We start from the raw sequence: 26,683 nt of genomic DNA, 5'->3' as shown, positions 1-26,683 counted from the left end.
GACATGAGCACGCAGAACTTCACCCTCCCGGACGTCGGCGAAGGCCTGACCGAAGCCGAGATCGTGGCCTGGAAGGTCGCTCCTGGCGACACGGTCGCGATCAACGACGTGGTGTGCGAGATCGAGACGGCCAAGTCACTCGTCGAGCTGCCGTCGCCGTATGCGGGCGTGGTTGGCGAGCTCCTCGCCGCCGAGGGCACGACCGTCGAGGTCGGCGCCCCCATCATCACGTTCCTGACCGAGCCCGCTGCGGGCGCTCCGACCGCTCCGGCTCCTGCAGCTCCGGCGGCGGAAGAGGGGGGCGGTTCCGTGCTGGTGGGCTACGGCACGGGAGGCGGTGCCACCTCGCGGCGCAAGCGTCCGGCCGAGCGTCCCGTCCGCTCCTCGGTGGGCGTGATCGCGAAGCCGCCCATCCGCAAGCTCGCCCGCGACCTGGGCGTCGATCTCACCGCGGTCGCCGCGACCGGTGCCGACGGCGAGGTCACGCGCGACGACGTGATGAAGCACGCCTCGCAGGCGAGCGTCTTCCGCAACATCGAGACCCCCGAGTGGGGGACCGTGCGCGAGGAGACGGTGCCCGCCCCGCAGGCTGCCCCGGCAGGTCTCGCTCGCGGCCTCACCGCAACGCGTCCGTCTGCCGCGGGCGACGACCGTACCGAGTCGATCCCGGTCAAGGGGGTGCGCAAGGCCACGTCGTCGGCGATGGTGCAGAGCGCGTACTCGGCCCCGCACGTGACGGTGTGGAAGGAGATCGACGCCACCCGCACGATGGATCTCGTCAAGCGCCTCAAGGCCTCGCCCGACTATGCCGACATCAAGGTCTCGCCGCTGCTCATCATGGCCCGCGCCGTGATCTGGGCCGCCCGCCGCACCCCGATGGTCAATGCCGCCTGGATCGAGACCGAGTCCGGAGCCGAGATCGCCGTGCGCCACTACGTGAACCTCGGTATCGCCGCCGCCACCCCGCGAGGCCTGCTCGTGCCCAACATCAAGGACGCGCAGGACCTGAGCATGAAGGAGCTGGCGCGGGCGCTGAACCGTCTCACGCTCACGGCCCGCGACGGCAAGACCCCGCCGGCCGATCAGCAGGGCGGCACGATCACGATCACCAACATCGGTGTGTTCGGGATGGATGCCGGCACCCCGATCATCAACCCCGGTGAGGCCGGCATCGTGGCGATGGGCACCATCAGTCAGAAGCCGTGGGTCGTCGACGGCGAAGTGCGCCCGCGTTGGGTGACCACGGTGGCCGGATCCTTCGACCACCGCGTGATCGACGGCGACGGCATGAGCCGCTTCATCGCCGACGTCGCCTCGATCCTCGAGGAGCCCGCGCTGCTCGTGGACTGAGAGCTGCCGTTTGACCGGGCCGCAACTCCGCGCCGTTGCCGACGACATCTGCACAACGCCAAACGCGGAAGCGGTGTCGCGCGCAGACTGGTTCTCAGGGCGCGTTATCCCGGGGGTGGCCGCGGACGCCGCGAGGATCTGACGGTCGGCGCCGAAGGCGGAGTGAGCTCTATCTAGAGCCGCAGCGGAGGGGTGGACCGAGACGAGAGAGAAGCTCTTCCCAAGTGGCGTGGAGGGAGGCTGTCGAGATGCAACGCGGCTGTTACTAGCGGGGCGCGGTCGCGCGTACTGTCCATCCGCTGTCCGACCCTCCCGCCTCGAGGAGGCCGCCGTGCTGTTCGAGTCGTTGCCGTGAGCGGATCAGCCCTCGACCCCCATGTTCGGCCGCTGCGGTGGGCTGCGCTCTCGTTCCGACGTTGGAGATAACGACCTCTGCGCTGTCTGAAGTTACCCGCAGGCTGATCCTCGCGGATTGTGACTTGGGAGCATGCTTGAGAATGTTGGTGACAGACTCGATGGCTGCGACGGTCAACAGTCCTTGACTCTCGTGCGACGCGTCGAGTGGGACCTCCGGCACTATGACCCGGGTAGGAATCCCTGCGTCGTTGAGTAGCACTCCGAGACCTGAAACCGTTTCAATGAGGCTCTCGTTGGATCTGCCATCCTCAGGGCGAAGAGCCTCTAGCTCAGGACCGCGCATCAGGGACAGCAAAGACTGGATGCTCAGAAGAGCTCGTTCCGCGGACTCTTCTATTGTCGTGACGGAAACGTCTCGGCTCGCGGCATCGGGTTGCTTGGGGAGTGCACGGGCGTGAAAGAGCACAAGCGTGAGGTCATGAGCGATTCCATCGTGGAGTTCATCGGCGATGCGCTCCAAGTCGTCGTGCACGATGCCTTCTAGATGCCGCACCAACTGTTTTCGGTCCGCAACGAGGAGTGCTTCGCGTGCCGTTATGAGGCGGAAGCTGATCCCGGCGAGGACCGAGATCGACGCTATGCCAGCGATGCCGAAGATCCCCCCATCGGTGAGGGTCGCGGTGCTGATGTCGAGGTACACGGTGAGCGATGCCAACACCGCAACATAGCTGAGAATCAGGCTGCGAGAACATGTCGCTGCGACGAGAAAGCCAGCGAGAGCGAGCTCGATGAGGTCCCCACCGCTTCCCGTGAAAACGACCCCGACGCCGCCGACGAGCATAACGATGAAGGCCGCTGTGACGGGGTGCCATGCGAAAGCAGCGAGGCCAGCGTAGAGCGCGACCGCCACAAGGTCGTATCGGGAGAATCTCCCGCTCGCGACGATGAATGCGATGGCCACCAGCAGTAGCACGCCGACGACGACGAGGAGAAGCGCGCGAGCTATGGAGTGGAGTGCTCGTGTCTCCCAAAATCTCCTGGACCGCAGCAGCCGTCCAACGGATAGGCGTGGAACGTCGCTCGCGACCCGCGAGATCGGTGAACGGGATTCAGGCACAGATGCCGAGTATCTGACACAGCCAGTCGCCGAGGTCGGCAACAGTGGAGTCAAGAAGAACTTCGATGCTCGGCTCGTTGAACAGGACCATGTCATCTCCTTGTGGCTCGGTGGCGCCGACCCGCGCGTGCTGAAGGAGCCGCACGGGTCGCTTCGCTTCAACCCTACGGCGCCTCCTTTCTCGAAACAGTGGCCCCAGGGTCAGAGTTCGGTTCCACCGCTTCGGGATACCGTGGTCGGATGGGTGAAGCGGTGCGAGTTCTCGTCGTCGACGACGAGGCTTTGGTTCGCCACGCGCTACGAGCCTTCCTCGAGTCGGATCCGCGTGTTGCGCTCGTTGGTGAGGCGACAGACGGCTCTGAGGCTGTTGACGCTTACGAAGCCACCCGCCCCGACGTCGTATTGATGGACATCAAGATGCCCGCTGTGGGCGGGCTCGAAGCCACCCGGTCGCTCCTGGCTTTGGCCCCCGAATGTCGGATCATCGCCTTGACGACATTCACGACCGAGTGGCGCGCTCTGGAGGTCCTGCGGGCCGGGGCATGCGGATATCTCGTGAAGAATTCCACCCCCGAACAGATCATCGACGCGATCATCGCCGCGCATGCAGGTGATCGGGTCGTGTCGCCAGAAATCCAGACACGATTCGTGCGGTCAGCTATCGGCGACCGTGAACTTCTTCGACATGACGACAGCGCACCCAGCGCGCGCGAACTGCGGGTTATTGAACTCATCGCTCAAGGCCTGTCGAACGCCGAGATCGCGGACGCGCTCCACTACGCCGAAGGCACCGTGAAGGCAGACATACGGCACATCAACAGCCTGTGGAGCGTCGAAAATCGGCTGCAGATCGTGCTGCGCGCCGTTGAGTTGGGCCTGATAGTCCTCTAACCGGCCGCCGCCCGGAAACTTCATAGACCCAGGGCTACGAAAGAGCTTTCTGCCTTGCCGTCGCGCTTTTTCCACGGAAAGGATGCCGTTGGGCGCCGCTCTCGCGCCGCCTCGCGGCTGTGCCGCGGCTCACTCCAGAGAAGGACGAACAGTTGAGAAACCCATTCGCTCGCTCCCACCAGGACGGGAACACTCCTGATTCCCCGAAGTCTCCCGCCTTCACGAGGGGCAAGGTCGCCACGGCAACAGTCGCCGCCGCTGCGCTCGCCGCCACCCTCTTCGCGGCGCCGGCCACGGCTGCTCCCACCGCAACCTCGGCTGCCAGCTCGACGCACCAGGCGGCGAGCACCTCGAAGTACTCGGACGATGACTTCCTCCTGGCGGTGCTTTTCGGGACCGGCCCGCTCGCGGAAGCACTGGGCACTTATCTGGCGGATGAGGTGCCTCTCCCTGAGAACTACGATCAGCTCGCCAGCAAGCTTCTTGAAGACTTCCGTGGAGAGTTCCCCGAAGTCGTCGAGAGCGCAACGGAGGCATTCCGCTCGGGCAACCCGCTCGAGGTTCAGGAAGCGATCACGTCCGTGCAGGCCTCCTTCCAGAGCCGTTACCTCGACAAGGCGCCCGAGGTGCGTAACGGCACACTGTGCGCAACCGTCAACCTCGTCCTCGCAGGAAACCTCGCGGTGTTCCTCAACGTCGGCATCGCAGTTTTCGTCGGCGTCATCGCCTACGTCGCTATCGACCAGGCGAACAGCGCAAGCAGCATCGAACTCACCTCAGCTCGACTGGCGGATCTCGGAGCAGAGTGAAGTTCAAACGATCCGCCATCGCGGTCTACGCACTTGTCGTGGCCGCTGTCGTAGTCTCAGCGATACCGGCGTCTCGGTACCTGCCGGCCGAGCTAACGCGCGCTTCCAAAGCGTTGTCGGTGGCACTGCCGCAGGGGTGGGCCTTCTTCACGAAGGATCCGACCGAGGCCGAAGTGCACGCGTACGTTGAGCGCGACGGTATCTGGGTTCCCATCGAGTCCGCGCAGAGCGTCGCGGACTCGATGGGCCTCAGCCGCCACAACCGGTCCGTCAGCGCACAGATCGCTACCGTTGTGGCTTCTGTCGAGGTCGAAGGGGCAGAGTGCAAGTCGGAGGCGGACATCCAGGACTGCGCGTCAGAAGCTCCGCGAGCCGAGCAGACGTTCGACGGTGCGAAGCCGCCGGTTTGTGAGCCCCTCCTGCTTCGGACGATGGAGCCGGTGCCGTTTGCGTATGGCACTCGTGTATCGACGATGCCGTCGTCGGTGATGGTGGTGGACATTGACTGTGCTGAGTGAGTTGCGACGGATCGCAGGCCTGATCAATCCCGTCGGGGCGGGGAGAGCGGTTCTGGCGTTGGGTAGCCTCTCTACGCTTGTGTTGACCGAGGCCGGTGACCTTTTCATCTCGTTCGCGCCCCATGCTGCGGATTCGCGGTGCGTGGGAATCGGCAGCGCAGGGGTCTTTTGCCTTTCCGACACTCTGACTGACAGTCCCATCGCCGGCGTTGCGGTTTCCATTGTGGTCCTGCTCCTTGTCCTTTCTGGCTTCGGTGCACGCACCCTGGCGATCCCGCATTTCTACATCGCATGGAGCATCTCGCAGAACGTCGTCGTCGTCGAAGGTGGCGACCAAGTCAACGCGGTCATTGTGTTGCTTCTCATCCCTTGGATCTTCGCAACGCCTCGAGGGAACACCTGGCTTCGGCAGATGCCCTTCCTCGAGACTCTCCGGACCAACGCCTTTGCGTATGGTGCAGCGGAGCTCATACGAGTCCAGCTTTCGGTTGTCTATGTCGTCGCCGCCGTCGCAAAGCTCGCCGTCCCGCAGTGGTCCGAAGGGTCCGCTCTCTGGTATTGGCTTCAGGTACCCGGCTTTGGGGTTCCGGCAGATATGTTCGCGGCTCTGGCACCGGTCTTGGAGATGCCCATCATCTTGGTCACGTCGACCTACGCCGTGATGGTGTTCGAGGTGCTGCTCGCAGTGTCGATCTGGATGCGTGGCGCGTTTGCGCGAACAATCTTGTACCTTGGGATCGTCTTCCACGCGGGTATTGCCGTGGTGCTCGGTCTCTGGTCGTTCGGCGTGACGATGACCGGCGTTCTGCTTCTGTGCCTCGCACTCCAGAAGGCGAACGTGTTCTTCATCCAGTTCCAGCGCGCAAAGCCAGCTTCGCCCGCGAAGGCAGAGGAGGTCACCGCATGATCTATATCGAGATCGCTGTCGCAGCACTCGCCATCCTTGTCACCGTACTTCCCGCGGTCGGGACGATCCCACGCAACCGCTTCGTAGGGGTGCGCACGCGAGCCACCCTCGCGAGCGACACCGCTTGGCGTGCGGGTCATCGGGCAGCGGTCCTTCCGATGGCCTTGACCGGTGGCGTCGCAATCGTCGGTGGCACGGTCCTGGCCGTTCTCGGGTTTATGAATGAACCTTCCGTTGTCATCGTTCTCGCGCTCATCCTTCTTTCGGGCGCGGTCTGGAGCAGTGCGGCAGCCCGGCGCGCAACCCGGGGTGAGGCCTCCAGCCCCGCGCCCCGTCGCTGACCGCATCACGCGGTCGCGCGCAGACGCTCCTCCGCCAGCCGCGGTACCGCGTGCTCCCTGGCTGCACGTCGTGCCGTCGCCACGGCCCCGCGTGACACGACCTCCGCACCGAGTGTCGACGCGAGGATCTCGGGCGCGGGCAGGTGCAGCTCCTGGGGGAGGATGCGGCGGGCAGCGGTCAGCACGGGCTCGATGCTCTCGGCGACCGCTCCGCACACGATGACGCGCGCCGGGTCGTACATGCTGCCGAGCACGCCGACGACGCGGGCGACGGTGGCCCCGACGCGAGAGGTGATCAGCACCGCGTCCCGGTCGCCCGACGCGGCGAGGGTCAGCACGAGTCGAGGATCGATGCGACGAGTGCCGACGAGGCGTCCCACGGCGCTGTCGTGCGAGATCTCGCCGGAGTCGACCGCCGCGCGCACCTGGTCCTGCACGGCATAGCGCAGGCCGAACGCCGAGCCGACACCCACGATGTGGTCGAACACGACGCCCTCGCCGACACCGCCGTGCGCGCCGTGCAGCACGTGCCCGTCGACCACCACGCCACCGCCGAAGCGCTCGCTCGCGAGCAGGGCGACGTAGTCGCGGCATCCGATCGCGGCTCCCTCGGCCCCTTCGGCGATCGCGGCGAGCTGGGCGTCGTTCTTGATCTGCACGACGGGTGCCCAGTCCTGCAGCGCCTGGGCGAGCCCCGGGTTGGTGCGCTCCCAGAAGCCTTCCGGGTGCGGGGGCGAGATGCCGTCGCGGTTCACCGGTGCCGCGACCCCGACGCACACCGCGAGCACCTGCTCGCGCGCGATCGCGGCTTCGGTGAGGGCATCGCCGAGGCGGCCGAGGATCGTCGCGCGTCGCTCGGAGACCGTCTGCGTCGGATCGAACTCCACCCGGTGGTGCACGAGCGTCTCATCGAGCAGGTCGGCCACGGTCACGGCGAGGTGGGTGTCGCCCGCATCGACGCCGATCACGACGCCCAGGTCGGCGGGCAGCACGAAGCGGCGAGAGGGCCGCCCTGCGCGGTAGGTGCCGGCGGCGCGGGCGTTGGGGAGTTCACGGAGGATCTCCGCGCCGACCAGGGTGTCGATCGCGTCGATGGCGGTCGAGCGGGTCAGCGAGGTGCCGGCCATGGCCTCGGACGCGGTGAACTCGCCAGCCGTCCAGGCGAAGTCGAGCACGGCGCTCACGCTCGCTCGACCGGTGCCCAGGCCTGCGGAGACATCTGCCACGGCGCTTGACCTTCCTCTCGTCCAATGAGAGAGTACCGTTCGACAGAGTAAATTCGCTCACTAGATTTAGTGCACGGATCTACGGGATGGAAGGACGACGGTGTCTGGCACACGAACACGCGCGGCGCGAGCGGTGGCCGCGGCCCTGGGGGTCACCCTGGTGGGCACGGCGCTCGCGGGATGCGCCCCCGGCTCGGGAGCGGAGACCATCCGCTTCACCTTCAGCAAGCGCGAGGCGATCGAGTTCATGACCGCCCTCGTCGCCGACTACAACTCCTCGCAGAGCGACGTGAAGGTCGAGATCGACACCTCGGGCGTCGACGTCGTCTCGGCGAGCTTCGTGCGGGGCAATCCGCCCGACATCATGCTCGCCAACTACAACTACGAGATCGCCCGTTTCGTGCAGCGGTGCGCGCTCACCGATCTCTCCGAGACCGACGCCGCTGCGGGCATCCGCGATGACCTGCAGCCGCTCATGGACCAGTACGGCTCCTGCGAGGGACGCACCAGCGCCCTCCCGTACTCGGTGATGGCCGCTTCCGTCATCTACAACAAGGAGATCTTCGACGCCCAGGGCCTCGAGGTCCCGCAGACCTGGGACGAGCTGCTCGCCGTGTGCGAGCAGCTGAAGGCGGCCGGTATCGACCCGTTCTACGGCACGTTCAAGGACGACTGGACCGTGGGCCAGGGCTGGTACGACTACACCGCCGGCGGCTCGGTCGACGTGATCGACTTCTTCGACGCGCTCGCGGACGAGGGTGCGGATGTCGGTCCCGACTCGGAGGTCTCGTTCTCGAAGGACTTCGCCGAGCCGATGGACCAGATGCTGCAGCTCGCGAACGACTACACGAACGCCGATGCCCCGAGTCGTGGCTACGGCGACGGCAACCTCGCCTTCGGCAAGGGCGAGGCCGCGATGTACCTGCAGGGTCCGTGGGCCTTCAGCGAGATCGCGAAGACCGCACCCGACCTGCAGCTGGGCACCTTCCCGCTGCCGATGACGAACGACCCGGCCGACCTCGGGGTGCGCGTGAACATGGACCTCGCCGCGATGATCCCCGAGGGCTCGCGCCATCAGGAGGCCGCCCGCGACTTCCTCGAGTTCCTCTACGAGCCGCAGAACATCGAGGAGTACAACGCCTCGCAGCTCGGCTTCACGCCCACGAAGGGCGCTTCCGCCCCCGACGACCCGCGGGTCGAGGGGATGGTCGAGTACTACGACAACGGGCAGATCTATCAGGGCCCGTCCGTGCTCGTGCCCAAGACGCTGCCGATGATGAACTACGCGCAGGCGATGGTGCTCGGGGCTTCTCCGACCTCGATCCTGCGCACCATGGACGCCGACTGGGCACGCATCGCCTTCCGGGCGCCGATCCCCTCGACGCAGGACAACGCCGCCGGCGAGGAGGGCGCATCATGAGCACCACGACAACTCCCTCTGCTTCCGACAGCACGACCGTCATCGTCACGGGAAGCGACCGGAAGCTGCGACGCCACACCCGCCGCGTCGAGCCGATCTACTACCTGTTCCTGCTGCCGACGCTCGTGATCTTCACGCTCGCGATCACGGTGCCGGGCGTCATCGGCATCTTCTTCAGCTTCACCGACTCGATCGGCATCGGGGAGTGGAGCTTCAACGGGCTGACGAACTACATCGCCCTGTTCAGCGATCCGTCGATCCTGCAGAGCTACCTGTTCACGTTCGGCTTCTCGATCGCCACGGTCATCGTCGTGAACGTGATCGCGTTCCTGCTGGCGGTCGGACTCACCTCGCGCATCCGGTTCAAGACGGCCCTGCGCACGGTCTTCGTGATCCCGATGGTGATCTCGGGCATCATCATCGCCTACGTCTTCAACTTCCTGTTCTCGAACTCCATTCCGGCGGCGGGTGCGGCGGCGGGCATCCCGTGGCTGGAGACGAGCCTGCTCGCCAACCCCGACCTCGCCTGGGTCGCGATCGTCATCGTCACCGCCTGGCAGGCCGTGCCCGGCACACTGCTCATCTACATCGCCGGCCTTCTGTCCGTTCCCGGCGAGGTCTACGAGGCGGCGAGCATCGACGGCGCCAGCAAGACGCAGCAGCTCACCCGCATCACGCTGCCGCTCGTCGCCGGATACGTGGTGATCAACGTGATCCTCGGGTTCAAGGGCTTCCTGAACGCCTACGACATCATCGTCGGTCTCACCAACGGCGGGCCGGGCACCTCGACCCGCAGCGTCGCGATGACGATCATCGCGGGCTTCAACGGCGGCGACTACGCGTACCAGATGGCCAACGCGACCATCTTCTTCATCGTCGCCGTGCTCATCTCCCTCCTCCAGCTGTCGCTGACGCGCGGAAGGAACGCACTCTGATGTCGACGCAGACACTCACCACCATCCCCACCTCGGGCAAGAAGCCGCGCATCCGCATGGAACGCGTGAACTGGTCGGGCACGATCATCCTGATCCTGTGCGCAGTCACGGTCCTCCTGCCCCTGTACGTGACCATCTCGATGGCGCTCAAGACCACGGGGCAGGCGGTCGACGGCAACGCGTTCTCGCTCCCGGCGCCGTTCAGCATCGACGGCTTCGTACAGGCGTGGACGCTGACGAAGTTCCCCGTCGGCGCAGGGATCTCGCTGCTCGTCACCGCAGGCACCGTGATCGCGACGATCGTGCTGGCGGCCTTCGCCTCCTACGCCATCGTGCGCAACTGGGACCGACGGCTGTTCCGGTACTCGTTCTTCTACCTGCTCGCGGCGATGTTCATCCCGTTCCCCGTCGTGGCGCTGCCGCAGATCCAGCTGACCGGACGCGTCGGGCTCGACAATCCGCTCGGGGTCATCATCCTCGCGACCATGTTCCAGCTGAGCTTCAGTGTGCTGCTGTTCACGGCGTTCCTGCGGTCGATCCCTATCGAGCTGGAGGAGAGCGCACGCATCGACGGCGCGACGACCTGGCAGACCTTCTGGAAGCTGATCTTCCCGCTGCTCGCCCCGATGAGCGCGACCGTCGGCATCTTCGCGTTCTTGTACGCCTGGAACGACTTCATGATGCCGTCGCTCATCATCGCCGACCCCGCGCTGCAGACGCTGCCCGTGCGGCAGAACCTCTTCCAGACCCAGTTCAGCAACAACTACAACGTCGCCTTCGCCTCGTACCTGATGGCGATGGCCCCCGCGATCGTGGCCTACCTGTTCACTCAGCGGTGGGTCATGGAGGGCGTCACGCAGGGCGCCGTCAAGGGCTGACACCGCACGACCACACGAACGCACGACACCCGCAAGAAAGAAGGAGTTCTCCCCTCATGACCGACGCGCTTCTCGTCGAGACCCGCACCGCCGAAGACGCCGCCTGGTGGCGTCAGGCCGCCGTCTACCAGATCTACCCGCGCAGCTTCGCCGATGCGAACGGCGACGGCATCGGCGACATCCCCGGCATCGTCTCCCGGGCCGACTACCTCCAGGGCCTCGGCATCGATGCGGTGTGGCTCAGCCCGTTCTACCCGTCCGCACTCGCCGACGGCGGCTACGACGTCGCCGACTACCGCGACGTCGATCCGCGGCTCGGCACCCTCGCCGACTTCGACGACATGGTGGGGGCCCTGCACTCCCGCGGTATCCGCGTGATCGTCGACATCGTCCCCAACCACTCCTCCGACCAGCACGAGTGGTTCCAGGAGGCGCTCGCCGCAGGACGCGGGTCGGCCGCACGGGACCGCTACATCTTCCGTGAGGGCACCGGTGCCGACGGCTCGGAGCCGCCGACCGACTGGGAGTCCGTGTTCGGCGGCAGCGCCTGGGAGCGCGTGGCGGACGGGCAGTGGTACCTGCACAACTTCGCCGTGGAGCAGCCCGACCTGAACTGGGACCACCCCGAGGTGCGCGCCGACTTCCTGAAGACGCTGCGCTTCTGGTCGGACCGCGGCGTCGACGGGTTCCGCATCGACGTCGCCCACATGCTCACGAAGGACCTCAGCGAGCCGCTTCCCTCGCGTGCCGAGCTCGATGCGATGGACCGCACCTCGGGCACGCACCCGATGGTCGACCGCGACGACGTGCACGAGATCTACGCCGAGTGGCGCGCGGTCTTCAACGAGTACGACCCGCCGCGCACGGCCGTGGCCGAGGCGTGGGTGGACACCCCGGAGCGCCGGGCGAAGTACGCCTCGGCGGAAGGGCTCGGGCAGGCGTTCAACTTCGACCTGCTCGTGGCCGACTTCGACGCCCGGCAGTTCCGGAGCATCATCGCCGACAACCTGCAGCAGGCGCAGGAGACCGGATCGTCGACCACCTGGGTGCTGTCGAACCACGATGTCACCCGGCACGCCACCCGCTACGGACTCCCGGCGCTGAACGGGCGCCCGGTCAAGCAGGGCACCGAATGGGTCAAGGACGGCGGTCCAGCGGACGGCCTCGACCGCGAGGGCGGACTCCGCAGGGCCCACGCCGCGACCCTGCTGCTGCTCGGCCTTCCCGGCAGCACCTACCTCTACCAGGGTGAGGAACTGGGACTGCACGAGGTGGCGCAGATCACGCCGGAACAGCGTCAGGACCCCGGGTTCTTCCGCGGTGCCGAGTTCGACGGGCTCGGCCGAGACGGGTGCCGTGTGCCCCTGCCGTGGACGGCGTCCGGTTCATCGTACGGCTTCGGCGCGGAGGGCGCGCACCTGCCGCAGCCCGAGTGGTTCGCCGAGTACGCGGTCGACGTGGAGGCCGCCGATCCCTCGTCGACGCTGTCGCTGTATCGGGAGGCCCTGCGCCTCCGGCACCTGCTGCAGACCGAGGAGACCCTGGAGTGGATCGACACCGGACGCGCCGACGTGCTGCGCTTCACCCGGCCGAACGGATGGCAGGTGGTGTCGAACTTCGGCACGGAACCGTTCGACCTCGGGGATGCGGCCGCGGATGTCGTGCTCGCGAGCGCTCCGCTCGACGCTTCTGCGCTCCCCGGTGAGGCCACAGCCTGGATCGCACCGTCCGGCCTGCTCGGCTGAGCTTCCGCCCGCCAGCCGCAACCCCAGCCGAAACGGAGACGATCCGCGCTCCGCGCGGGCTGTCGAGCACTGACACGCCGCGCGGATGTCGGGTCGTCTCCGTTTTGGCCAGGGGGCGGTCAGGGGCGATTTGATAATGGTTCTCATTAGCGTTTAGAGTGAGAGCATGAAGAAGCCCGTCGTCGCCCTCGCCCTCGCATCTGTCGCCGCACTCTCGCTGGCCGGATGCTCGACCCCCTCGGCGGGAGAGGGCGACGACGGCACCATCACGGTCGTGGCGAGCACGAACGTCTACGGCGACATCGCATCGACCATCGGTGGAGACCGCGTCGACGTGCAGTCGATCATCACGTCGGCGTCGCAGGATCCGCACTCCTACGAGGCGAGCGCCCGTGACCGGCTGACCGTGCAGAAGGCCGACCTCGTGATCGAGAACGGCGGCGGCTACGACGCCTTCATCGACACACTGCTGCAGGATGCGAAGGATCCGCACGTGGTGACGGCCGTCGAGTACTCGCACGACTTCCCCGGCAACGAGGGACACGACGGCGAGGCCGACCACGATCACGCGGACGAGACCGCCACCGACGCTCCCGAGGAGAGCGCTGCCCCCGAGGAGGACGCTGCCCCCGAGGAGGGCGCTCACGATCACGACCACGCCGAAGGGGAAGACGGTCATGAGGGGCACGACCACATCGAGGGCTTCAACGAGCACGTGTGGTTCGACCCGCACACGATGATCCACGTCGTCGAGGCCATCGCCGACGAACTGACCGAGCTCGACCCCGACGGGGCGAAGGAGTTCGCCGCCAACGCCGCCTCGCTCACCGCCGACCTCGAAGGCTTCGAGACCGACCTCGCGACCCTCAAGACGGATGCGCCGAACGTCAACGTCTTCATCACCGAACCGCTGCCCGGCTACCTCGCCACCGCCGCCGGATTCACCGATGTCACCCCCGAAGGCTTCGCCGAGTCGGTCGAAGAGGGCACCGATGTCGCACCCGCCGTGCTGCTCGAGGCGCTGAACGTGATCGACAGCGGCCAGGTCACCGCGCTGCTGACGAATGCGCAGACGGGTGGGTCCGAGACCCAGCGCGTCGAGACCGCGGCCAAGGACGCCGGGGTCCCGGTCGTCGCCTTCACGGAGCTGCTCGAGGACGGATCGTCGTACTCTGAGTGGATGAGTGACGCGATCAAGAGCCTCGCCGCCGCCGTCCAGCCGTGAGCGGCGCCCTTCGGCACGCTCAGGGGCCCACGACGGCCAAGGACCCGGTGCTCCAGATCTCCGACGCGTCCCTGCACCGCGGCGATCGCGAGCTCTGGTCGGGCCTCGATCTCACAGTCGCCCCGGGGGAGTTCATCGCCGTGCTCGGTCCTTCCGGCTCGGGCAAGACCACGCTCCTGCGCAGCATCCTGGGGCTGCAGCCGCTGTCGTCCGGCACGATCCGCGTCGCGGGTGAACCCGTCCATCGGGGCAACTCCCGCATCGGGTACATCCCCCAGCAGCGGAATCTCGCCCCCGACACGAGCATGCGGGCCCGCGATCTGGTCGCCCTCGGGGTGCAGGGCAGCCGCTTCGGCTTCCCCATCCCGCACCGCGGCGACCGGGCCAAGGTCGACCGACTGCTCGACGCGGTCGGTGCCTCCCACTTTGCGGATCGCCGCGTCGGGCTGCTCTCGGGCGGCGAACAGCAGCGGCTCCGGGTCGGCCAGGCCCTCGCCGACGAGCCCGCACTCCTGCTGTGCGACGAGCCGCTGTCGAACCTCGACCTCGCCAATCAGGTGGCCGTGACCGACATCATCGACCGTCAGCGCCGCGAACGCGAGGCGGCGGTGCTGTTCGTCACCCACGACATCAACCCGATCCTGGGCAGGGTCGACCGCATCCTCTACATCGCCGGCGGGCGGTTCCTGCTGGGAACCCCCGACGAGGTGCTGCAGACCCGCGTGCTCACCGACCTCTACGGCACCCCGGTGTTCGTCCTCCGCGCCGGCGACCGTCTGGTCGTCGTGGGCGTGCCTGATGCCGAGCCTCACCACGATCACGGCGATCACGCGCACGGGGGAGCGGCATGAACGCGGCGGCAGCCATCGCGCCCATGGTCGGCTGGGACGACATCTTCTCCTTCCAGGACTACGGCGAGCTCGTCGCCCTGCTCGCGAACTCGATCATCGCGGGAGCCGTGCTGGGGATCGTGGGCGGCCTGATCGGCGTCTTCGTGATGCAGCGCGACCTGGCCTTCGCGGTGCACGGCGTGAGCGAACTCTCCTTCGCCGGGGCGGCGGCAGCCCTGCTCTTCGGCGGCAGCGTGGTGGCCGGTTCCCTCGGCGGGGCGCTCGTCGCCGCGATCCTGATCGGCGTGCTCGGGGCCAAGGCCAGGGACCGCAACTCCATCGTCGGTGTGCTCATGCCGTTCGGTCTCGGTCTCGGCATCCTGTTCCTGTCGCTCTACGACGGCCGCAGCGCCAACCGCTTCAGCCTGTTGACGGGGCAGATCGTCTCGGTCTCGAGCCCCGACCTCGGATGGCTGATCGGCATCAGCATGGTCGTGCTCATCGGACTGCTGGTGATGTGGAATCCGTTGCGCTTCGACTCGCTCGACCCGGAATCGGCGGCCGCCCGCGGAGTGCCGACCCGAGCCGTCAGCCTGCTGTTCATGGTGCTGCTCGGCCTGATCGTCGCCGTGAGCGTGCACATCATCGGAGCGCTGCTCGTGATGGCACTGCTGGTCACCCCCGCCGCCGCCGCGATGCGCGTCACCGCCGGTCCCATCGCGGTGCCGCTGCTGGCCGCCCTGTTCGGGTTCGTCTCCGCGGTCGGCGGCATTCTGCTCGCCCTCGCCGGAACGCTGCCGGTGAGTCCGTACATCACCACGTTCTCGTTCACGATCTACGTCATCTGCTGGATCGTGCAGCGCTCGCGTGCCCGCATCCGCCGAGTCCAGGCCTGAGCGCCGCTCCCAGCCCCCGCTGATCGCCGCGGCCTAGACTCTTCGTATGGCTCAGCGGAACACCTGGCAGCGCGAACGCGTGCGCGAAGCACTCGCCGACGCGCGCGGATTCGTGAGCGCCCAGAGCCTGCACGCCTCGCTGCGCGACGACAACACCGGCATCGGCCTGGCCACGGTCTATCGCGCCCTCGCCGGGCTCGCAGCCTCCGGAGACGCCGACTCGCTGCAGAGCCCCGAGGGCGAGGCGCTCTACCGGGCCTGCACAACGCAGGGCCACCACCACCACCTCATCTGCCGGTCCTGCGGCCTGACGGTCGAGATCGAGGCCAAGGACGTCGAGCAGTGGGCGCACCGCACGGCAGCGCTTCACGGCTTCACCGAGGCCGCGCACGTGGTCGACATCTTCGGACTGTGCACCCCGTGCGCGAACAAGCGCGACGCCGAGAGGGCCGCGTCCGCGTGAGCTCCTCCGCAGCAACGGCGACCCGTCACGGCCACTCCCATCGCCCGTCACCCTCGCCGCGATCGGCTTGGATCGGCCTCGGCCTCGGCGCGGCCATCATCGCCGCCCTGTTCCTGATCGACGCCTTCCTGCCGAAGCTGTTCCCCGCCTCGCTGCCCACCCGCGCGCAGGACGGCCTCACGCTCGCGCTGAGCGTGCTCATCGAAGCCCTGCCGTTCGTGATCCTCGGAGTGCTGCTGTCGATCGTGGTGCAGGTCTGGCTTCCGGCCGACGTCATCCACCGCTGGCTGCCGAAGCGCGCGTGGGCCCGTCGCGCTGTGCTGTCCCTGCTCGGCATGCTGATCCCGGTGTGCGAGTGCGGCAACGTCCCCTTCGCCCGCGGACTCATGATGCGCGGCCTCGCGCCGGCGGAGGCGATGACGTTCCTCATCGCCGCACCGATCGTGAACCCGATCGTGATCCTCACCACGCACGCGGCGTTCGGCTGGGACGGCGGCATCCTCGTCGCCCGCCTCGTCGGCGGCTACCTGATCGCGAACCTGATCGGCTGGATCTACAGCCGCCACCCCGACCCCGACGGCATGCTCACGCAGCGCTTCGTCGACACCTGCGACCGGGTGACCCACGAACCGGGCACCCCTGTACGTCGCAGTCTCACCCAGTTCCTCATCGAGCTGCGCGCCGTGATGCCCGCACTCGTGATCGGCTCGGCGCTGGCCGGGGCCGTGCAGGTGCTCATCCCGCGGGAGTGGCTGCTGGCGATCGGCTCCAACCCGGTGCTGTCGATCGTCGCGATGATGGCCCTCGCGATGACGGTGGCCATCTGCTCGAATGTCGACGCCTTCTTCGCGCTGTCGTTCGCGTCGACGTTCTCGTCCGGCGCGATCGTGGCCTTCCTGCTCGTCGGCCCGCTCGTCGACATCAAGATGCTCGCGCTCATGCGCACGACCTTCACGGGCCGCACGCTCGTCGGGATCGTCGGCATCGTGCTCGCCGCGGCCTTCGCCATCGGGATCGGGGTGAACGTCCTTGTCTGAGCATGTGGCGCTGTCCGAGCATGTGGTGCTGTCTGCGCCCACCGCAGCGCGCGTTCGCGCCCTCGGCACCCGCTGGCTGGGTGTGGGGCTCGCCGCCGTGATCTCGGTCGTCACCCTCGGTCTCGGTCTCACCGGACGTCTCACCCTCTACATCAGCCCCGAGTCGGTGTGGTTCGCGTGCACAGCCGCTGTCGTCACCCTGGCCGGTGCGATCTGGTCGTGCACCCTCCCACTCGGCGAGGAGAGCGACCATGGTCACGATCATGGGCATGCCCCCGCTCCCACGCGCCGCACGGCGCGCGCGGAGAACGCCGACCCGGAGAACGCCGACCCGGAGAACGCCGACCCGGAGAACGCCGACCCGGCTCACTCCGACCCGGATGACGGCGACGGGCGCCCGGCCACTCCGTCCTCTTCGCGTCGCACGCTCGCCGGGGTCGCCGCCGTCACCGGTGGAGTCATCGCCTCGGGGGTGGTGGTGGCCGGCCTCGTGCTGCCGCCCGCCTCGCTGTCCGTCGAGCTCGCGATGTCGCGCGCGGGAGAGCAGAGCGCGTTGTTCGCGGGTGCCGACACGGTGGCCCTCGGCGTCGCCGACACCTCGACGTTCGGCGTCGGCGACTGGGCGAGCGTGTTCGCCGCATCGACGAACACCGCGGCATATGACGGTGCGCCGGTGAAGCTCACGGGCTTCGTGACCCCGGACGATGCCGACGACGGCGTCAATCTCACCCGCCTGGTCATCACGCACTGCGTGATCGACGCGCAGACCGCCATCCTCCCGGTCGACGTGAAGCCCGACGACTACGCCACCGGCCAATGGGTCGAGATCACCGGAACCGTGCGTGCGGATGCCGACGGGAAGCTCCGCATCGAGCCGACCGACGTCGTCGCGATCGACGAGCCGGGGGACCCCTATGAGTACTGACGACGAGCGCCCGGAGGTGCCCGCCGTCCCGCGCACACGCGCGGAGATGCGAGCGGCGCGAGAAGCCGCCGAAGCCGCGGAGGCGGAGCGGATCGACCGCGTGATCGCGTCCGCCGAACACGTCGCCCCGTCGCCGGAACACACTCCGCACACCGCGGATCCCTCGTCTGCCGCTACGGACCCTCGGACTGCCGAGCAGCCGGATGCCGTCGCAGACGAGGCAGCCCTCCGTGAAGCTGCCGTGCGCGAGGCGGGCGACCGTGAGGTCGCCGAGCAGGAGGCCGCGGCCCGGAAGATGGCCGCCTTCGAGGCTGCAGCCCGAGAAGACGCGGAGGCGACCGCCCTTCCGCCCGTCCCGCTCGCGACAGAGCCCGTGTTCGTCGGTGCGGCCCCGGACATCGAGAGGGAGGGGGCAGAGGCCGCAGAGCCGTACACGCCTCCCAGCCCTCGTGTCGGAGCAGAGCCGGAACCAGGCCACACTCCGGGGAGCCGTCGTCGCTTCGTCGTCACGCTCGCCGCCGTGCTGGGCGTCCTCGTCATCGTCGGAACGGGTCTGGGCGTCGCGAGTCTCCTCCAGGGACCGCGCATCAGCGATGTGCAGGTGAACGCCGCGCAGGCGATCGAGTCCTCAGGCAGCCGCGTCATCCTCACCGCGAACCAGGCGCTCGCAGACATCGACCCCGCGCAGGTCACGGTCGAGCCGGCGGTGCCGTTCACGGTCGATGCCTCCGGTCGTGGCGTGGGGGTGCGGTTCACCGTCCCACTCGACGATTCGACCGAGTACACGATCCGCGTGGCCGATGTCGTCGGCGCCGGAGGCGGCCCGACGACGACGCTGTCCACGAGCTTCACGACGCCGCCGTCGAACATCTTCCTGCTGCGCCGCGACGTCGAGGGCAAGGACAAGATCTTCCTCACGGACCTCAGCGGAGAGAAGGCCGTTCCGGTCTTCGAGCACGACAAGATCAACGACTTCCGTGCAACATCGACGCAGCTCGTGGTCTCGGTCGAGGAGGACGAAGGGTCCCGCCTGCTCGTGATGGACCGCGACGGCAAGAACCAACGTGAGCTGAAGCTCCCCGGTGACGGCTACGTGGGGGCCATCCAGGTCTCCGAGCGCGGCGGCCTGGTCGGCTACAGCTACTCCGACAAGGAGCTCAGCGATACCGAAGGGCGGGCGAGCGTTCTCGTCACGCAGTCGCTGAGCGGCGACGACGACCCGCAGATCATCGAGGTCGCCGGTGCCGAGGCGAGCGTCTTCGTGTGGCAGTTCGTTCCCGACAGCGCGGCCGTGCTGTTCATCGACTTCGACGGAGCGCTCTCGCTCGTCGACCGTTCGACCGATGCCGGCGTGCAGTCGCTCGGCCTGGCAGCCACCATCCAGGGGATCTCCCGAGGCACGTACACGGCGATCGTGGAGCGGCTCGATGGAGCCGTGGTCGAACTGGATCTGGCCGACGGCACGGAGCAGCCCCTCGCCGCCTCGGACCCCGACTACGGCACGGCGAGCTCCATCACGCCTTTCCCCGGTGGCACACTTCGCCACGTCGTCGCCCGCGACGACGAAGGACTCCCGGTCGGGCAGGTGGTCGTGCGGGTGGACGACGACGGTGCGGCGACCCCGCTGGTCGAGGTCGGGTCCACGGACTCGATCCTCCAGGCCTGTGCATCGCCGAGCGGTCAGTATGCCGCCGTCGTGGTCGCGCCCGACCTGGCGAACAACGCCTACGACGGGATGCTGCTGCCGCTCCCGGAGAACGTCGAGACGCACCTGATCGACATGGACTCGGGCAAGGAGCTCGTGGCCCTCACCGGCTTCGACGCCTCGTGGTGCCAGACGGCCCCGAGATTCTGAGATGACCGGCGGTCCCGACCCCGTGCGCGGTGCCGAGCCGCAGGAGGCTCTGCGCCGTGCCGTCCGCACCGACCTGAGCGGCTCCGCCGTCGACGTCGCTCCGCGCCTGCTGGGTGGAGAGCTGCGCACGTTCGTCTCCACTGCGGCGGATGCGGATCCCGTCGAGGTGCGGCTGCGCATCACCGAGGTCGAGGCGTACCACGGGCAGGGCACGGGTGAGGTCCCCGACCCCGGCTCGCACGCCCGCATGGGACGGACGGCGCGCAATTCGACGATGTGGGGTGAGCCGGGGCATCTCTACGTGTACCTGAGTCACGGCATCCACTCCTGCGTCAACGTCGTGTGCGGACCGGAGGGACAGGGCGACGGCGTGCTGCTCCGCGCCGGTGCGGTCGTGGCAGGGGTGGAGACCGCTGCCCTGCGTCGTGGTGTCGCCCTTCCACTCAGGCGCATCGCGCTGCGGGACCTCGCCCGCGGACCGGGGCGCCTCGGACAGGCTGTGGGTCTGCGGCATCCGTTGCACGACGGGATCGACGCTCTCACGGGAGACCAGCAGCACGGGGCGCGGGCGGAGCTCTGGCTGGGTCCGCAGCGCGACGACGTGGTGAGCGGCCCTCGGGTCGGGGTGGCAGGCATCGCAGGGACCGCGGCATTCCCGTGGCGCTTCTGGATCGACGCGGATCCCACGGTGTCCCCGTTCCGGTGGGGACGCGGTGCGGCTGAGGCTTCGAGTCGCGCGAACGGCTCGATGTCGGGCTGAGATGGTGCCGTGTGCGTGATGCGACCCGGATTGCCGACCGTGCTAAACTGACTCTTTGTCTGCGCACACTCCTGTGCGCAGTTCGCATGCTTCCCCTTCTGCGGCCGAGAGATCGGCGGGTCGTGGTCGTGTGCAGACAAGGGATCTTGGGTGGGGCCGTCCGGCCTCACGGTATAGAAGGAGTCACATCATGGCAGCAGTGTGCCAGGTGACCGGAGCTGTTCCCGGCTTCGGACACAATGTCTCGCACTCGCACCGCCGGACGAAGCGTCGCTTCGACCCGAACGTGCAGAAGAAGACGTATTTCGTTCCCTCGCTCGGTCGTAAGATCACGCTCAACGTGTCCGCCAAGGGCATCAAGGTGATCGACGTCCGCGGCATCGAGAACGTGGTCAAGGACCTCCAGGCGAAGGGTGTGAAGCTCTAATGGCCAAGAAGGCTCAGGACGTCCGTCCGATCATCAAGCTGCGTTCGACGGCAGGTACGGGTTACACGTACGTGACGAAGAAGAACCGCCGCAACACCCCCGACCGCCTCGTGCTCAAGAAGTACGACCCGGTCATCCGTCAGCACGTCGAATTCCGAGAGGAGCGTTGATCAATGGCTAAGAAGAGCAAGATCGCTCGCAACGAGCAGCGCAAGGTCATCGTCGAGCGTTACGCCGAGCGTCGCGCAGAGCTGAAGAAGACCCTGATCGACCCGAACGCCACCGACGAGGCCCGCGAGGCCGCACGCGTCGGCCTGCAGAAGCTGCCGCGCAACGCGTCGCCGGCTCGCGTGCGTTCGCGCGACGTCATCGACGGCCGCCCCCGCGGTGTCCTCACGAAGTTCGGCATCTCGCGTGTCCGCTTCCGTGACATGGCACACCGTGGCGAGCTGCCCGGCGTCACCAAGTCGAGCTGGTAAGTCTCAGCAGACAGCCGAAAGGGGCGAGGATCTTCGGATCCTCGCCCCTTTCGCGTCCCCGCCCCGTGAGCCGGATCAGGCGAACACGCCGGATCAGGCCGTTTCCTGGAACTGCTCTCCCGTCCGCCGAGGCCCCCGAACCTGTGACTGGAGTGACAAAAGTGACGCGACACGCCCAGTAATTGCCCAAAACCCGCGAAATGACGCGGAAATGAGGGTGGTCGTTGATACATTCAAGGCGGTCGACAGACCAGGAGCATCCGCTCCGACACCCCACAACGATGCGACGGTCCTCGTCGCTGGAGGATGACATGGCTGACAAGTCCATCACCAAGACCGAGCTCGTCGCGAGCATCGCTTCCGCCACCGGCCAGAGCCAGGCCACCGTCTCCGGTGTCCTCGACTCGCTGTTCGCCACGGTCTCCGACGCTGTTGCCAAGGGCAGCAAGGTCTCCATCCCGGGCTGGATCTCCTTCGAGCAGGTCGACACCGCTGCTCGCACGGGCCGCAACCCGCAGACCGGTGCCGAGATCAAGATCCCGGCCGGCAAGCGCGTCAAGGTGACCGCTGGTTCCAAGCTCAAGGCTGCCGTCAAGTAATTCGACCGCACCTCTTCGAAGGCCGCTCCCGTTCCGACGGGAGTGGCCTTCGTGCTTTCTCATCGCCGGGCGCGCCTAGGCTGGAGGGGTGAGTTCCCGCAGCGAGTCGACGAGTCGGATTTCGGCGTATCGCATCGTCGGCGTCGCCATCCTCCTCGTCGCCGCCCTCGTGGCCCTGGTGCTGGCGCTCCTCGTGGGTGGCGGGGCCAAGCCTCCACTGCTGCAGGACCCCGGTCCGTTCGTGCTCTGGGGCACGCCCGTGGCCAAGCTCGTCATGAACGTCTCCGGCGCGGTCATGCTCGGCTCGCTCGTGCTCGCGCTCTTCGGTCTGCGCGCGGGGGAGCGGTCGTTCGACGCGGCTCTGAACATCGCCTCGGTCGGCGCCGCCGTGTTCACGGTCTCCGCGGGCCTCGCCGGGTTCCTGGCCTTCATGGCCGCCTTCAACCCGAAGCTCAGCATCGAGCGCGAGTTCGGCTCGCAACTCGGCCGCTTCCTGCTGGAGCTGCCGCTGGGTCAGTCCTGGCTCATCACCACCATCTTCGGTGCGATCATCACCGTGCTGGCGTTCGCCTGGCGCTCATGGACGCCCACGCTCATCACGGCGCTGCTCGCCGCGGCATCCTTCCTCCCCCTCGCGACGCAGGGGCACGCCGGCGACCTCGCCGGGCACAACATGGCGGTGAACTCGATCCTGCTTCACACGATCGGCGCCGCGGTCTGGCTCGGTGGCCTTCTGCTGCTCGTGCTGCTGCGGGGACGGACCGACGTCGATGCCGTCCGCCTCGTGGGCCGCTACTCCTCCCTGGCGATCGCCGCGTTCGCCGTGGTGGCGTTCTCGGGGGTCACCCGGTCGATCGTGGCCGTCGGAAGCTGGGAGGCCCTCTGGGCCACCCCGTACGGCTGGATCGTGCTGGCCAAGGTCGCCTTCCTGGGCGGGATGGGGCTGCTGGGTGCCTGGTATCGCGCCCGCCTCATCCCCAAGCTCGCGGGTGAGCGCGCGGCGGGCTGGTTCTGGCTCCTGGTGCTGTGCGAGGTCGCGCTGATGGGCCTCGCATCCGGTGCGGCAGCCGCTCTCGCACGCACGCCTCCCCCCACCGGCGAGGTCGCTGCCTTCGCCCAGACCCCCGCACAGATCCTCACCGGCTCGACGCTGCCTCCGGAGTTGACGCTGGAGCGCTGGTTCACCGCATGGGACTTCGACGTGCTCTGGCTCGTCGCTGCCGGCTTCGGTCTGTTCCTGTACCTCGCCGGCGTGCGACGCCTGCGGCTGCGCGGCGACCGGTGGCCGATCCATCGCACCGTGTTCTGGGTGCTCGGCATGGTGATGCTGGTCTGGGTGACCAGCGGCCCGCTCAACGCGTACCAGGAGTACCTGTTCAGCATCCACATGATGGGCCACATGATGCTGTCGATGGCCATCCCGCTGCTGATGGTCTCCGGCGCCCCCATCACCCTCGCCCTCCGTGCGATCCACAAGCGCGACGACGGCACGCGCGGCGGTCGCGAATGGATCATGTGGGCCGTGCACTCTCCGTTCGCGCGCGTCGTGACCCACCCGTTCGTCGCGGCCGCGATCTTCATCCTGTCGCTGTGGGCCTTCTACTTCACCGATCTGGTGCGGTGGTCGATGTACGAGCACCTCGGCCACGAGTGGATGGTGATCCACTTCCTGATCTCCGGCTACCTCTTCGTGATGAGCCTGATCGGCGTCGACCCCGTCCCGTACCGTCTGCCGTACCCGGGCCGGCTGATCACCCTGATCGCCGTGATGGCGATGCACGCCTTCTTCGGGATCGCGATCATGATGCAGGAGGGGCTCATGGTCGCCGACTGGTTCGGCTCGATGGGTCGTGACTGGGGTGTCGACCCGATGATGGACCAGTACGTGGGCGGCGGCATCGCATGGTCGATCGGCGAGATCCCCACCCTGATCCTCGCGATCACGGTCGCGATCCAGTGGAGTCGCAGCGACACCAAGCTGCAGAAGCGCCGTGACCGGCATGCCGACCGCACCGGGGATGCGGAGCTCGAGGAGTACAACGCCAAGCTGGCGGCCCTCGCCGAGCGCGACCGCCGCGAAGGGCGCTGAGGCCGACGCGGGGTCCGTTCAGCCGACCGGGGCCTCGCTGGGGGATCCGACCCTGATCGACGCCGTGCCGTCCGGCAGGATCGTGATCGTCCCGTTGAGCTGGAACGGCACGTCTTCGGACAGCGGCTGGACCTTGCCGTCGAACAGTGACCTGATGTCGACGTCCACGTGGGCGACCGCGTCCGTCGACGGAATCTGCCACTGTCCGCCGTCGGGGGTGACCGTGACGCGGGGCTGGGTGGCGATCGACCACTTCGGAGCGGACGCGAGACGATTCGTGACCCGCAGACCGAACGGGCAGGCAGTCGGCTGGAGCACCTCCTGCTTCGTGCACTCGGCGAGGAAGGACTCGACACGCTCCTGGACCACGTCGACGAACGCCTCCGTCGGCTCGGTCTGCACATCGAGCGGTGTGATGGCGAGCGGCGTGTCGGCGAGCACCCCATGGCCCGAGGCGGTCGAGATCGGGGTGTCGACCGTCACCGCATAGAGCCCCGGTGTGAACACGAGCAGCGGCAGCGGGTCGAGCGAGGCCGCATCGACCCCGTCGACCGAGATCTGACGCCTGTCGACCTCGAACCCGTTCACGGCGAACCGGTCTGCGCCGCGCAGCGTCAGATCCACCACGGCCAGCGGGCTGGTGGTGAAGCGCCAGTTCGGGGTGACACCCGCCCACCCGTCCTGCTCGATCAGGAAGGTGCTGGTTCCCGGGTGGCCGCTCGCCTTGTAGCTGACGGTGACGGCCGTACCGCCTTCCGCCGGCTCCTCGGAGGTGACCTCCACATCGGTCAGGGGGGCGAGCGCTGCGTGACGGAGCATGGCCTCGGACGCGGCGGGATCGATGCCGGCGGCGTCGAGGGTCTCGCGGTCGACTGCGACACCGGGCACACGCAGCGCATCGGCGGCGCGACCGGAGGAGAGCAGGTCGAGGTAGCGCACGACGAACGCCGACGGTCCGTAGAACTGCTGGTAGAGCGTGGCTCCGCCTGCCCCGAGAGCGGCGACGAGCACGAGGCCGACGACGGCGAGCATCGCCAGGTCGACCCCCAGGCGCGCGCGCCGGGGCGCGCTCGCACGTGCCCGGTCCATGGCGTCAGTCTAGGAGGGCGTCCTGGGGGGACGCCGAGCGTCGGCGGCCGTGCGCCGATGCCGCGACGTAGCATGGACGAGCGCCCTGTCCATCTGCTGCCCCTGTGAGAACCGTGTCCCTTCCCGCCCTGTCCGAGGAGCAGCAAGAGCTGTTCCGGCTCATCGAGGACACCGGCGAACACGTCTTCATCACCGGGCGAGCAGGGACAGGCAAATCGACCCTCCTTCAGCACTTCGCCTGGAACACGAAGAAGCAGATCGCGATCTGCGCGCCGACGGGCGTCGCGGCGCTCAACGTCGAGGGACAGACGATCCATTCGCTGTTCCGACTTCCGATCGGCCTGATCGGAGATGCGGATATCGATCAGAACGATGCGACCCGCCGCATCCTGAACGCGATCGAGACGCTCGTGATCGACGAGATCTCCATGGTCAACGCGGATCTGATGGACGCCATCGACCGCTCGCTGCGGCAGGCGCGGGGCCGTAGGGGTGAGCCGTTCGGCGGCGTGCAGGTGGTCATGTTCGGCGACCCGTACCAGCTCGCACCCGTGCCGCCGCGCGGTGACGAAGCCCGCTACGTGCAGGACCACTACCGCTCGTTCTGGTTCTTCGATGCGAAGGTATGGGCGGGAGGCGGTGGTGGGGCCGGCGAGTCGGATCAGGACGGCCTGTTCGCTGTCGACACGCGTGCCGAACTGCACGTGCGCGAGCTCGTGCAGATCCATCGCCAGTCCGACGACGGATTCAAAGCCATGCTGAACGCCGTCCGCTACGGGCGCGTCACCGCCGAGATCGCCGGGGTGCTCAACACCCAGGGCGCGCGGACGCCGCCCGATCCCGAGCCGGGCGAAGTGCCGATGATCACGCTCGCCACGCGCAACGACATCGTGAACAGCATCAACAGCCGACACCTCGCCGCGCTGCCGGGCAAGGAGCAGACCGCTCGCGCCGAGGTGAGCGGAGACTTCGGGAGGGGCGAGGCCGCGCTCCCCGCCGAGTCGGAGCTGAAGCTCAAGGTCGGCGCGCAGGTCATGTTCCTGCGCAACGACACCGCGATGTCGGGCGAGCCGCCGCGCTGGGTCAACGGCACGATCGGGACGGTGGTGCGCATCCTCGGAAGCGCCGTCCGTGTCGACATCGACGGCGAGGAGGTCGACGTCGAGCCCGCCGTGTGGGAACGGTTCCGCTACGCGTACGACCAGAACACCAAGAAGCTCACCCGAGACGTGGTGGCCGAGTTCACGCAGTTCCCGCTGCGGCTGGCATGGGCGGTCACGATCCACAAGTCGCAGGGCAAGACCTACGAGCGCGCGATCATCGACCTCGGCTCCGGAGCGTTCGCACCGGGACAGACGTATGTGGCCCTCAGCCGGCTGACCTCGCTGGAGGGCCTCTACCTGTCGCGGCCGCTGCGCCCCCGTGACATCCGCGTGGACGAGGACGTGCGTCGGTTCATGCGCGATGCCTGGCTCGCGGCATCGACGCCGGAGCTGCCGAAGAGCTAAGTCCGGG

At 67.7% G+C, this 26,683-nt stretch carries 27 protein-coding genes; 24 read left to right on the top strand and 3 right to left on the bottom strand.

What is annotated here, in order from left to right; translation table 11 throughout:
• Window positions 1-3 precede the first annotated feature (3 nt).
• The gene (locus tag AB4070_RS11370; protein WP_441980186.1) at window positions 4-1,350 is read left to right on the top strand and encodes a dihydrolipoamide acetyltransferase family protein; all 1,347 of its coding nucleotides are present in this window, start codon (window positions 4-6) and stop codon (window positions 1,348-1,350) included.
• Window positions 1,351-1,615: 265 nt separating this feature from the next.
• Here AB4070_RS11370 and AB4070_RS11365 read toward each other — a convergent pair whose 3' ends face one another.
• On the bottom strand, window positions 1,616-2,824 hold the full coding sequence (locus AB4070_RS11365) for a sensor histidine kinase (RefSeq protein WP_441980185.1): 1,209 nt from the start codon (window positions 2,822-2,824) through the stop codon (window positions 1,616-1,618).
• A gap of 240 nt (window positions 2,825-3,064) precedes the next feature.
• Between AB4070_RS11365 and AB4070_RS11360 the strand changes: the two genes are divergently transcribed.
• From AB4070_RS11360 to AB4070_RS11340, 5 genes are all read left to right on the top strand, one after another.
• The gene (locus AB4070_RS11360; protein WP_441980184.1) at window positions 3,065-3,715 is read left to right on the top strand and encodes a response regulator; all 651 of its coding nucleotides are present in this window, start codon (window positions 3,065-3,067) and stop codon (window positions 3,713-3,715) included.
• A 119-nt stretch (window positions 3,716-3,834) separates the two neighbouring features.
• Window positions 3,835-4,524 carry a hypothetical protein gene (locus AB4070_RS11355; protein WP_441980183.1) on the top strand — a complete coding sequence of 230 codons (690 nt, stop codon included), beginning with the start codon at window positions 3,835-3,837 and terminating at the stop codon, window positions 4,522-4,524.
• 119 nt (window positions 4,525-4,643) lie between these two features.
• The gene (locus AB4070_RS11350; RefSeq protein ID WP_441980182.1) at window positions 4,644-5,042 is read left to right on the top strand and encodes a hypothetical protein; all 399 of its coding nucleotides are present in this window, start codon (window positions 4,644-4,646) and stop codon (window positions 5,040-5,042) included.
• Window positions 5,043-5,124: 82 nt separating this feature from the next.
• Window positions 5,125-5,949, top strand: coding sequence for a hypothetical protein (locus AB4070_RS11345; RefSeq protein ID WP_441980181.1), 825 nt, complete (start codon window positions 5,125-5,127; stop codon window positions 5,947-5,949).
• On the top strand, window positions 5,946-6,290 hold the full coding sequence (locus tag AB4070_RS11340) for an SdpI family protein (protein ID WP_441980180.1): 345 nt from the start codon (window positions 5,946-5,948) through the stop codon (window positions 6,288-6,290). Before AB4070_RS11345 ends, AB4070_RS11340 begins: the two co-directional genes overlap by 4 nt.
• Window positions 6,291-6,295: 5 nt before the next feature.
• Here the strand turns inward: AB4070_RS11340 and AB4070_RS11335 are convergent, their stop codons facing one another.
• On the bottom strand, window positions 6,296-7,516 hold the full coding sequence (locus tag AB4070_RS11335; protein WP_441980179.1) for an ROK family protein: 1,221 nt from the start codon (window positions 7,514-7,516) through the stop codon (window positions 6,296-6,298).
• A gap of 100 nt (window positions 7,517-7,616) precedes the next feature.
• Between AB4070_RS11335 and AB4070_RS11330 the strand changes: the two genes are divergently transcribed.
• The 17 genes from AB4070_RS11330 (at window position 7,617) to AB4070_RS11250 (ending at window position 24,079) form a co-directional block, all read left to right on the top strand.
• Complete coding sequence (locus tag AB4070_RS11330) at window positions 7,617-8,936, top strand: ABC transporter substrate-binding protein (protein WP_441980178.1); 1,320 nt, start codon at window positions 7,617-7,619, stop codon at window positions 8,934-8,936.
• Window positions 8,933-9,871, top strand: a complete 939-nt coding sequence (locus tag AB4070_RS11325; protein ID WP_441980177.1) for a carbohydrate ABC transporter permease — start codon at window positions 8,933-8,935, stop codon at window positions 9,869-9,871. The genes AB4070_RS11330 and AB4070_RS11325 overlap by 4 nt, the downstream gene beginning before the upstream one ends.
• Window positions 9,871-10,749, top strand: coding sequence for a carbohydrate ABC transporter permease (locus AB4070_RS11320; RefSeq protein ID WP_441980176.1), 879 nt, complete (start codon window positions 9,871-9,873; stop codon window positions 10,747-10,749). Before AB4070_RS11325 ends, AB4070_RS11320 begins: the two co-directional genes overlap by 1 nt.
• Window positions 10,750-10,805: 56 nt before the next feature.
• Window positions 10,806-12,494 (top strand): glycoside hydrolase family 13 protein, encoded by a 1,689-nt coding sequence (locus AB4070_RS11315; protein ID WP_441980175.1) that lies wholly within the window; start codon window positions 10,806-10,808, stop codon window positions 12,492-12,494.
• A gap of 166 nt (window positions 12,495-12,660) precedes the next feature.
• A complete protein-coding gene (locus AB4070_RS11310) occupies window positions 12,661-13,719 on the top strand; it encodes a metal ABC transporter solute-binding protein, Zn/Mn family (protein ID WP_441980174.1) in 1,059 nt (352 codons plus the stop codon).
• Entirely contained in the window at window positions 13,716-14,570 is an 855-nt protein-coding gene (locus tag AB4070_RS11305; RefSeq protein ID WP_441980173.1) for a metal ABC transporter ATP-binding protein, read from the top strand. Before AB4070_RS11310 ends, AB4070_RS11305 begins: the two co-directional genes overlap by 4 nt.
• On the top strand, window positions 14,567-15,445 hold the full coding sequence (locus AB4070_RS11300; protein WP_441980172.1) for a metal ABC transporter permease: 879 nt from the start codon (window positions 14,567-14,569) through the stop codon (window positions 15,443-15,445). Before AB4070_RS11305 ends, AB4070_RS11300 begins: the two co-directional genes overlap by 4 nt.
• 46 nt (window positions 15,446-15,491) lie before the next feature.
• Window positions 15,492-15,908: a Fur family transcriptional regulator gene (locus AB4070_RS11295; RefSeq protein WP_045263847.1), complete on the top strand. Its 417-nt coding sequence runs from the start codon at window positions 15,492-15,494 to the stop codon at window positions 15,906-15,908.
• Entirely contained in the window at window positions 15,905-16,945 is a 1,041-nt protein-coding gene (locus tag AB4070_RS11290) for a permease (RefSeq protein WP_441980171.1), read from the top strand. Before AB4070_RS11295 ends, AB4070_RS11290 begins: the two co-directional genes overlap by 4 nt.
• Window positions 16,938-17,870, top strand: a complete 933-nt coding sequence (locus AB4070_RS11285) for a TIGR03943 family putative permease subunit (RefSeq protein WP_441980170.1) — start codon at window positions 16,938-16,940, stop codon at window positions 17,868-17,870. Before AB4070_RS11290 ends, AB4070_RS11285 begins: the two co-directional genes overlap by 8 nt.
• A complete protein-coding gene (locus AB4070_RS11280) occupies window positions 17,860-19,725 on the top strand; it encodes a hypothetical protein (RefSeq protein WP_441980169.1) in 1,866 nt (621 codons plus the stop codon). Before AB4070_RS11285 ends, AB4070_RS11280 begins: the two co-directional genes overlap by 11 nt.
• 1 nt (window position 19,726) lies before the next feature.
• Entirely contained in the window at window positions 19,727-20,485 is a 759-nt protein-coding gene (locus tag AB4070_RS11275; RefSeq protein WP_441980168.1) for a DNA-3-methyladenine glycosylase, read from the top strand.
• A gap of 190 nt (window positions 20,486-20,675) precedes the next feature.
• Window positions 20,676-20,912: a 50S ribosomal protein L28 gene (gene rpmB, locus AB4070_RS11270; RefSeq protein WP_017203559.1), complete on the top strand. Its 237-nt coding sequence runs from the start codon at window positions 20,676-20,678 to the stop codon at window positions 20,910-20,912.
• Window positions 20,912-21,082, top strand: a complete 171-nt coding sequence (gene rpmG, locus AB4070_RS11265) for a 50S ribosomal protein L33 (protein ID WP_017203558.1) — start codon at window positions 20,912-20,914, stop codon at window positions 21,080-21,082. Before rpmB ends, rpmG begins: the two co-directional genes overlap by 1 nt.
• A gap of 3 nt (window positions 21,083-21,085) precedes the next feature.
• Entirely contained in the window at window positions 21,086-21,391 is a 306-nt protein-coding gene (gene rpsN / locus AB4070_RS11260) for a 30S ribosomal protein S14 (protein ID WP_017203557.1), read from the top strand.
• A 311-nt stretch (window positions 21,392-21,702) separates the two neighbouring features.
• Window positions 21,703-21,990: an HU family DNA-binding protein gene (locus AB4070_RS11255; protein WP_017203554.1), complete on the top strand. Its 288-nt coding sequence runs from the start codon at window positions 21,703-21,705 to the stop codon at window positions 21,988-21,990.
• 88 nt (window positions 21,991-22,078) lie between these two features.
• On the top strand, window positions 22,079-24,079 hold the full coding sequence (locus tag AB4070_RS11250) for a cytochrome c oxidase assembly protein (protein WP_441980167.1): 2,001 nt from the start codon (window positions 22,079-22,081) through the stop codon (window positions 24,077-24,079).
• Window positions 24,080-24,097: 18 nt separating this feature from the next.
• On the opposite strand, the gene AB4070_RS11245 is transcribed toward AB4070_RS11250, so the two are convergent.
• Window positions 24,098-25,168, bottom strand: a complete 1,071-nt coding sequence (locus tag AB4070_RS11245) for a hypothetical protein (protein ID WP_441980166.1) — start codon at window positions 25,166-25,168, stop codon at window positions 24,098-24,100.
• A gap of 113 nt (window positions 25,169-25,281) precedes the next feature.
• Here AB4070_RS11245 and AB4070_RS11240 point away from each other — a divergent pair, with 113 nt between their 5' ends.
• On the top strand, window positions 25,282-26,676 hold the full coding sequence (locus AB4070_RS11240; RefSeq protein WP_179516076.1) for an ATP-dependent DNA helicase: 1,395 nt from the start codon (window positions 25,282-25,284) through the stop codon (window positions 26,674-26,676).
• The last annotated feature ends 7 nt before the right edge of the window (window positions 26,677-26,683 follow it).

It is taken from the genome of Microbacterium sp. 2RAF4 (genome assembly GCF_052115285.1).
Classification (GTDB): Bacteria; Actinomycetota; Actinomycetes; order Actinomycetales; family Microbacteriaceae; genus Microbacterium; species Microbacterium oxydans.
Note: the sequence above shows the minus strand (reverse complement) of the source record. Positions and strands in the feature narration are given on the sequence as shown.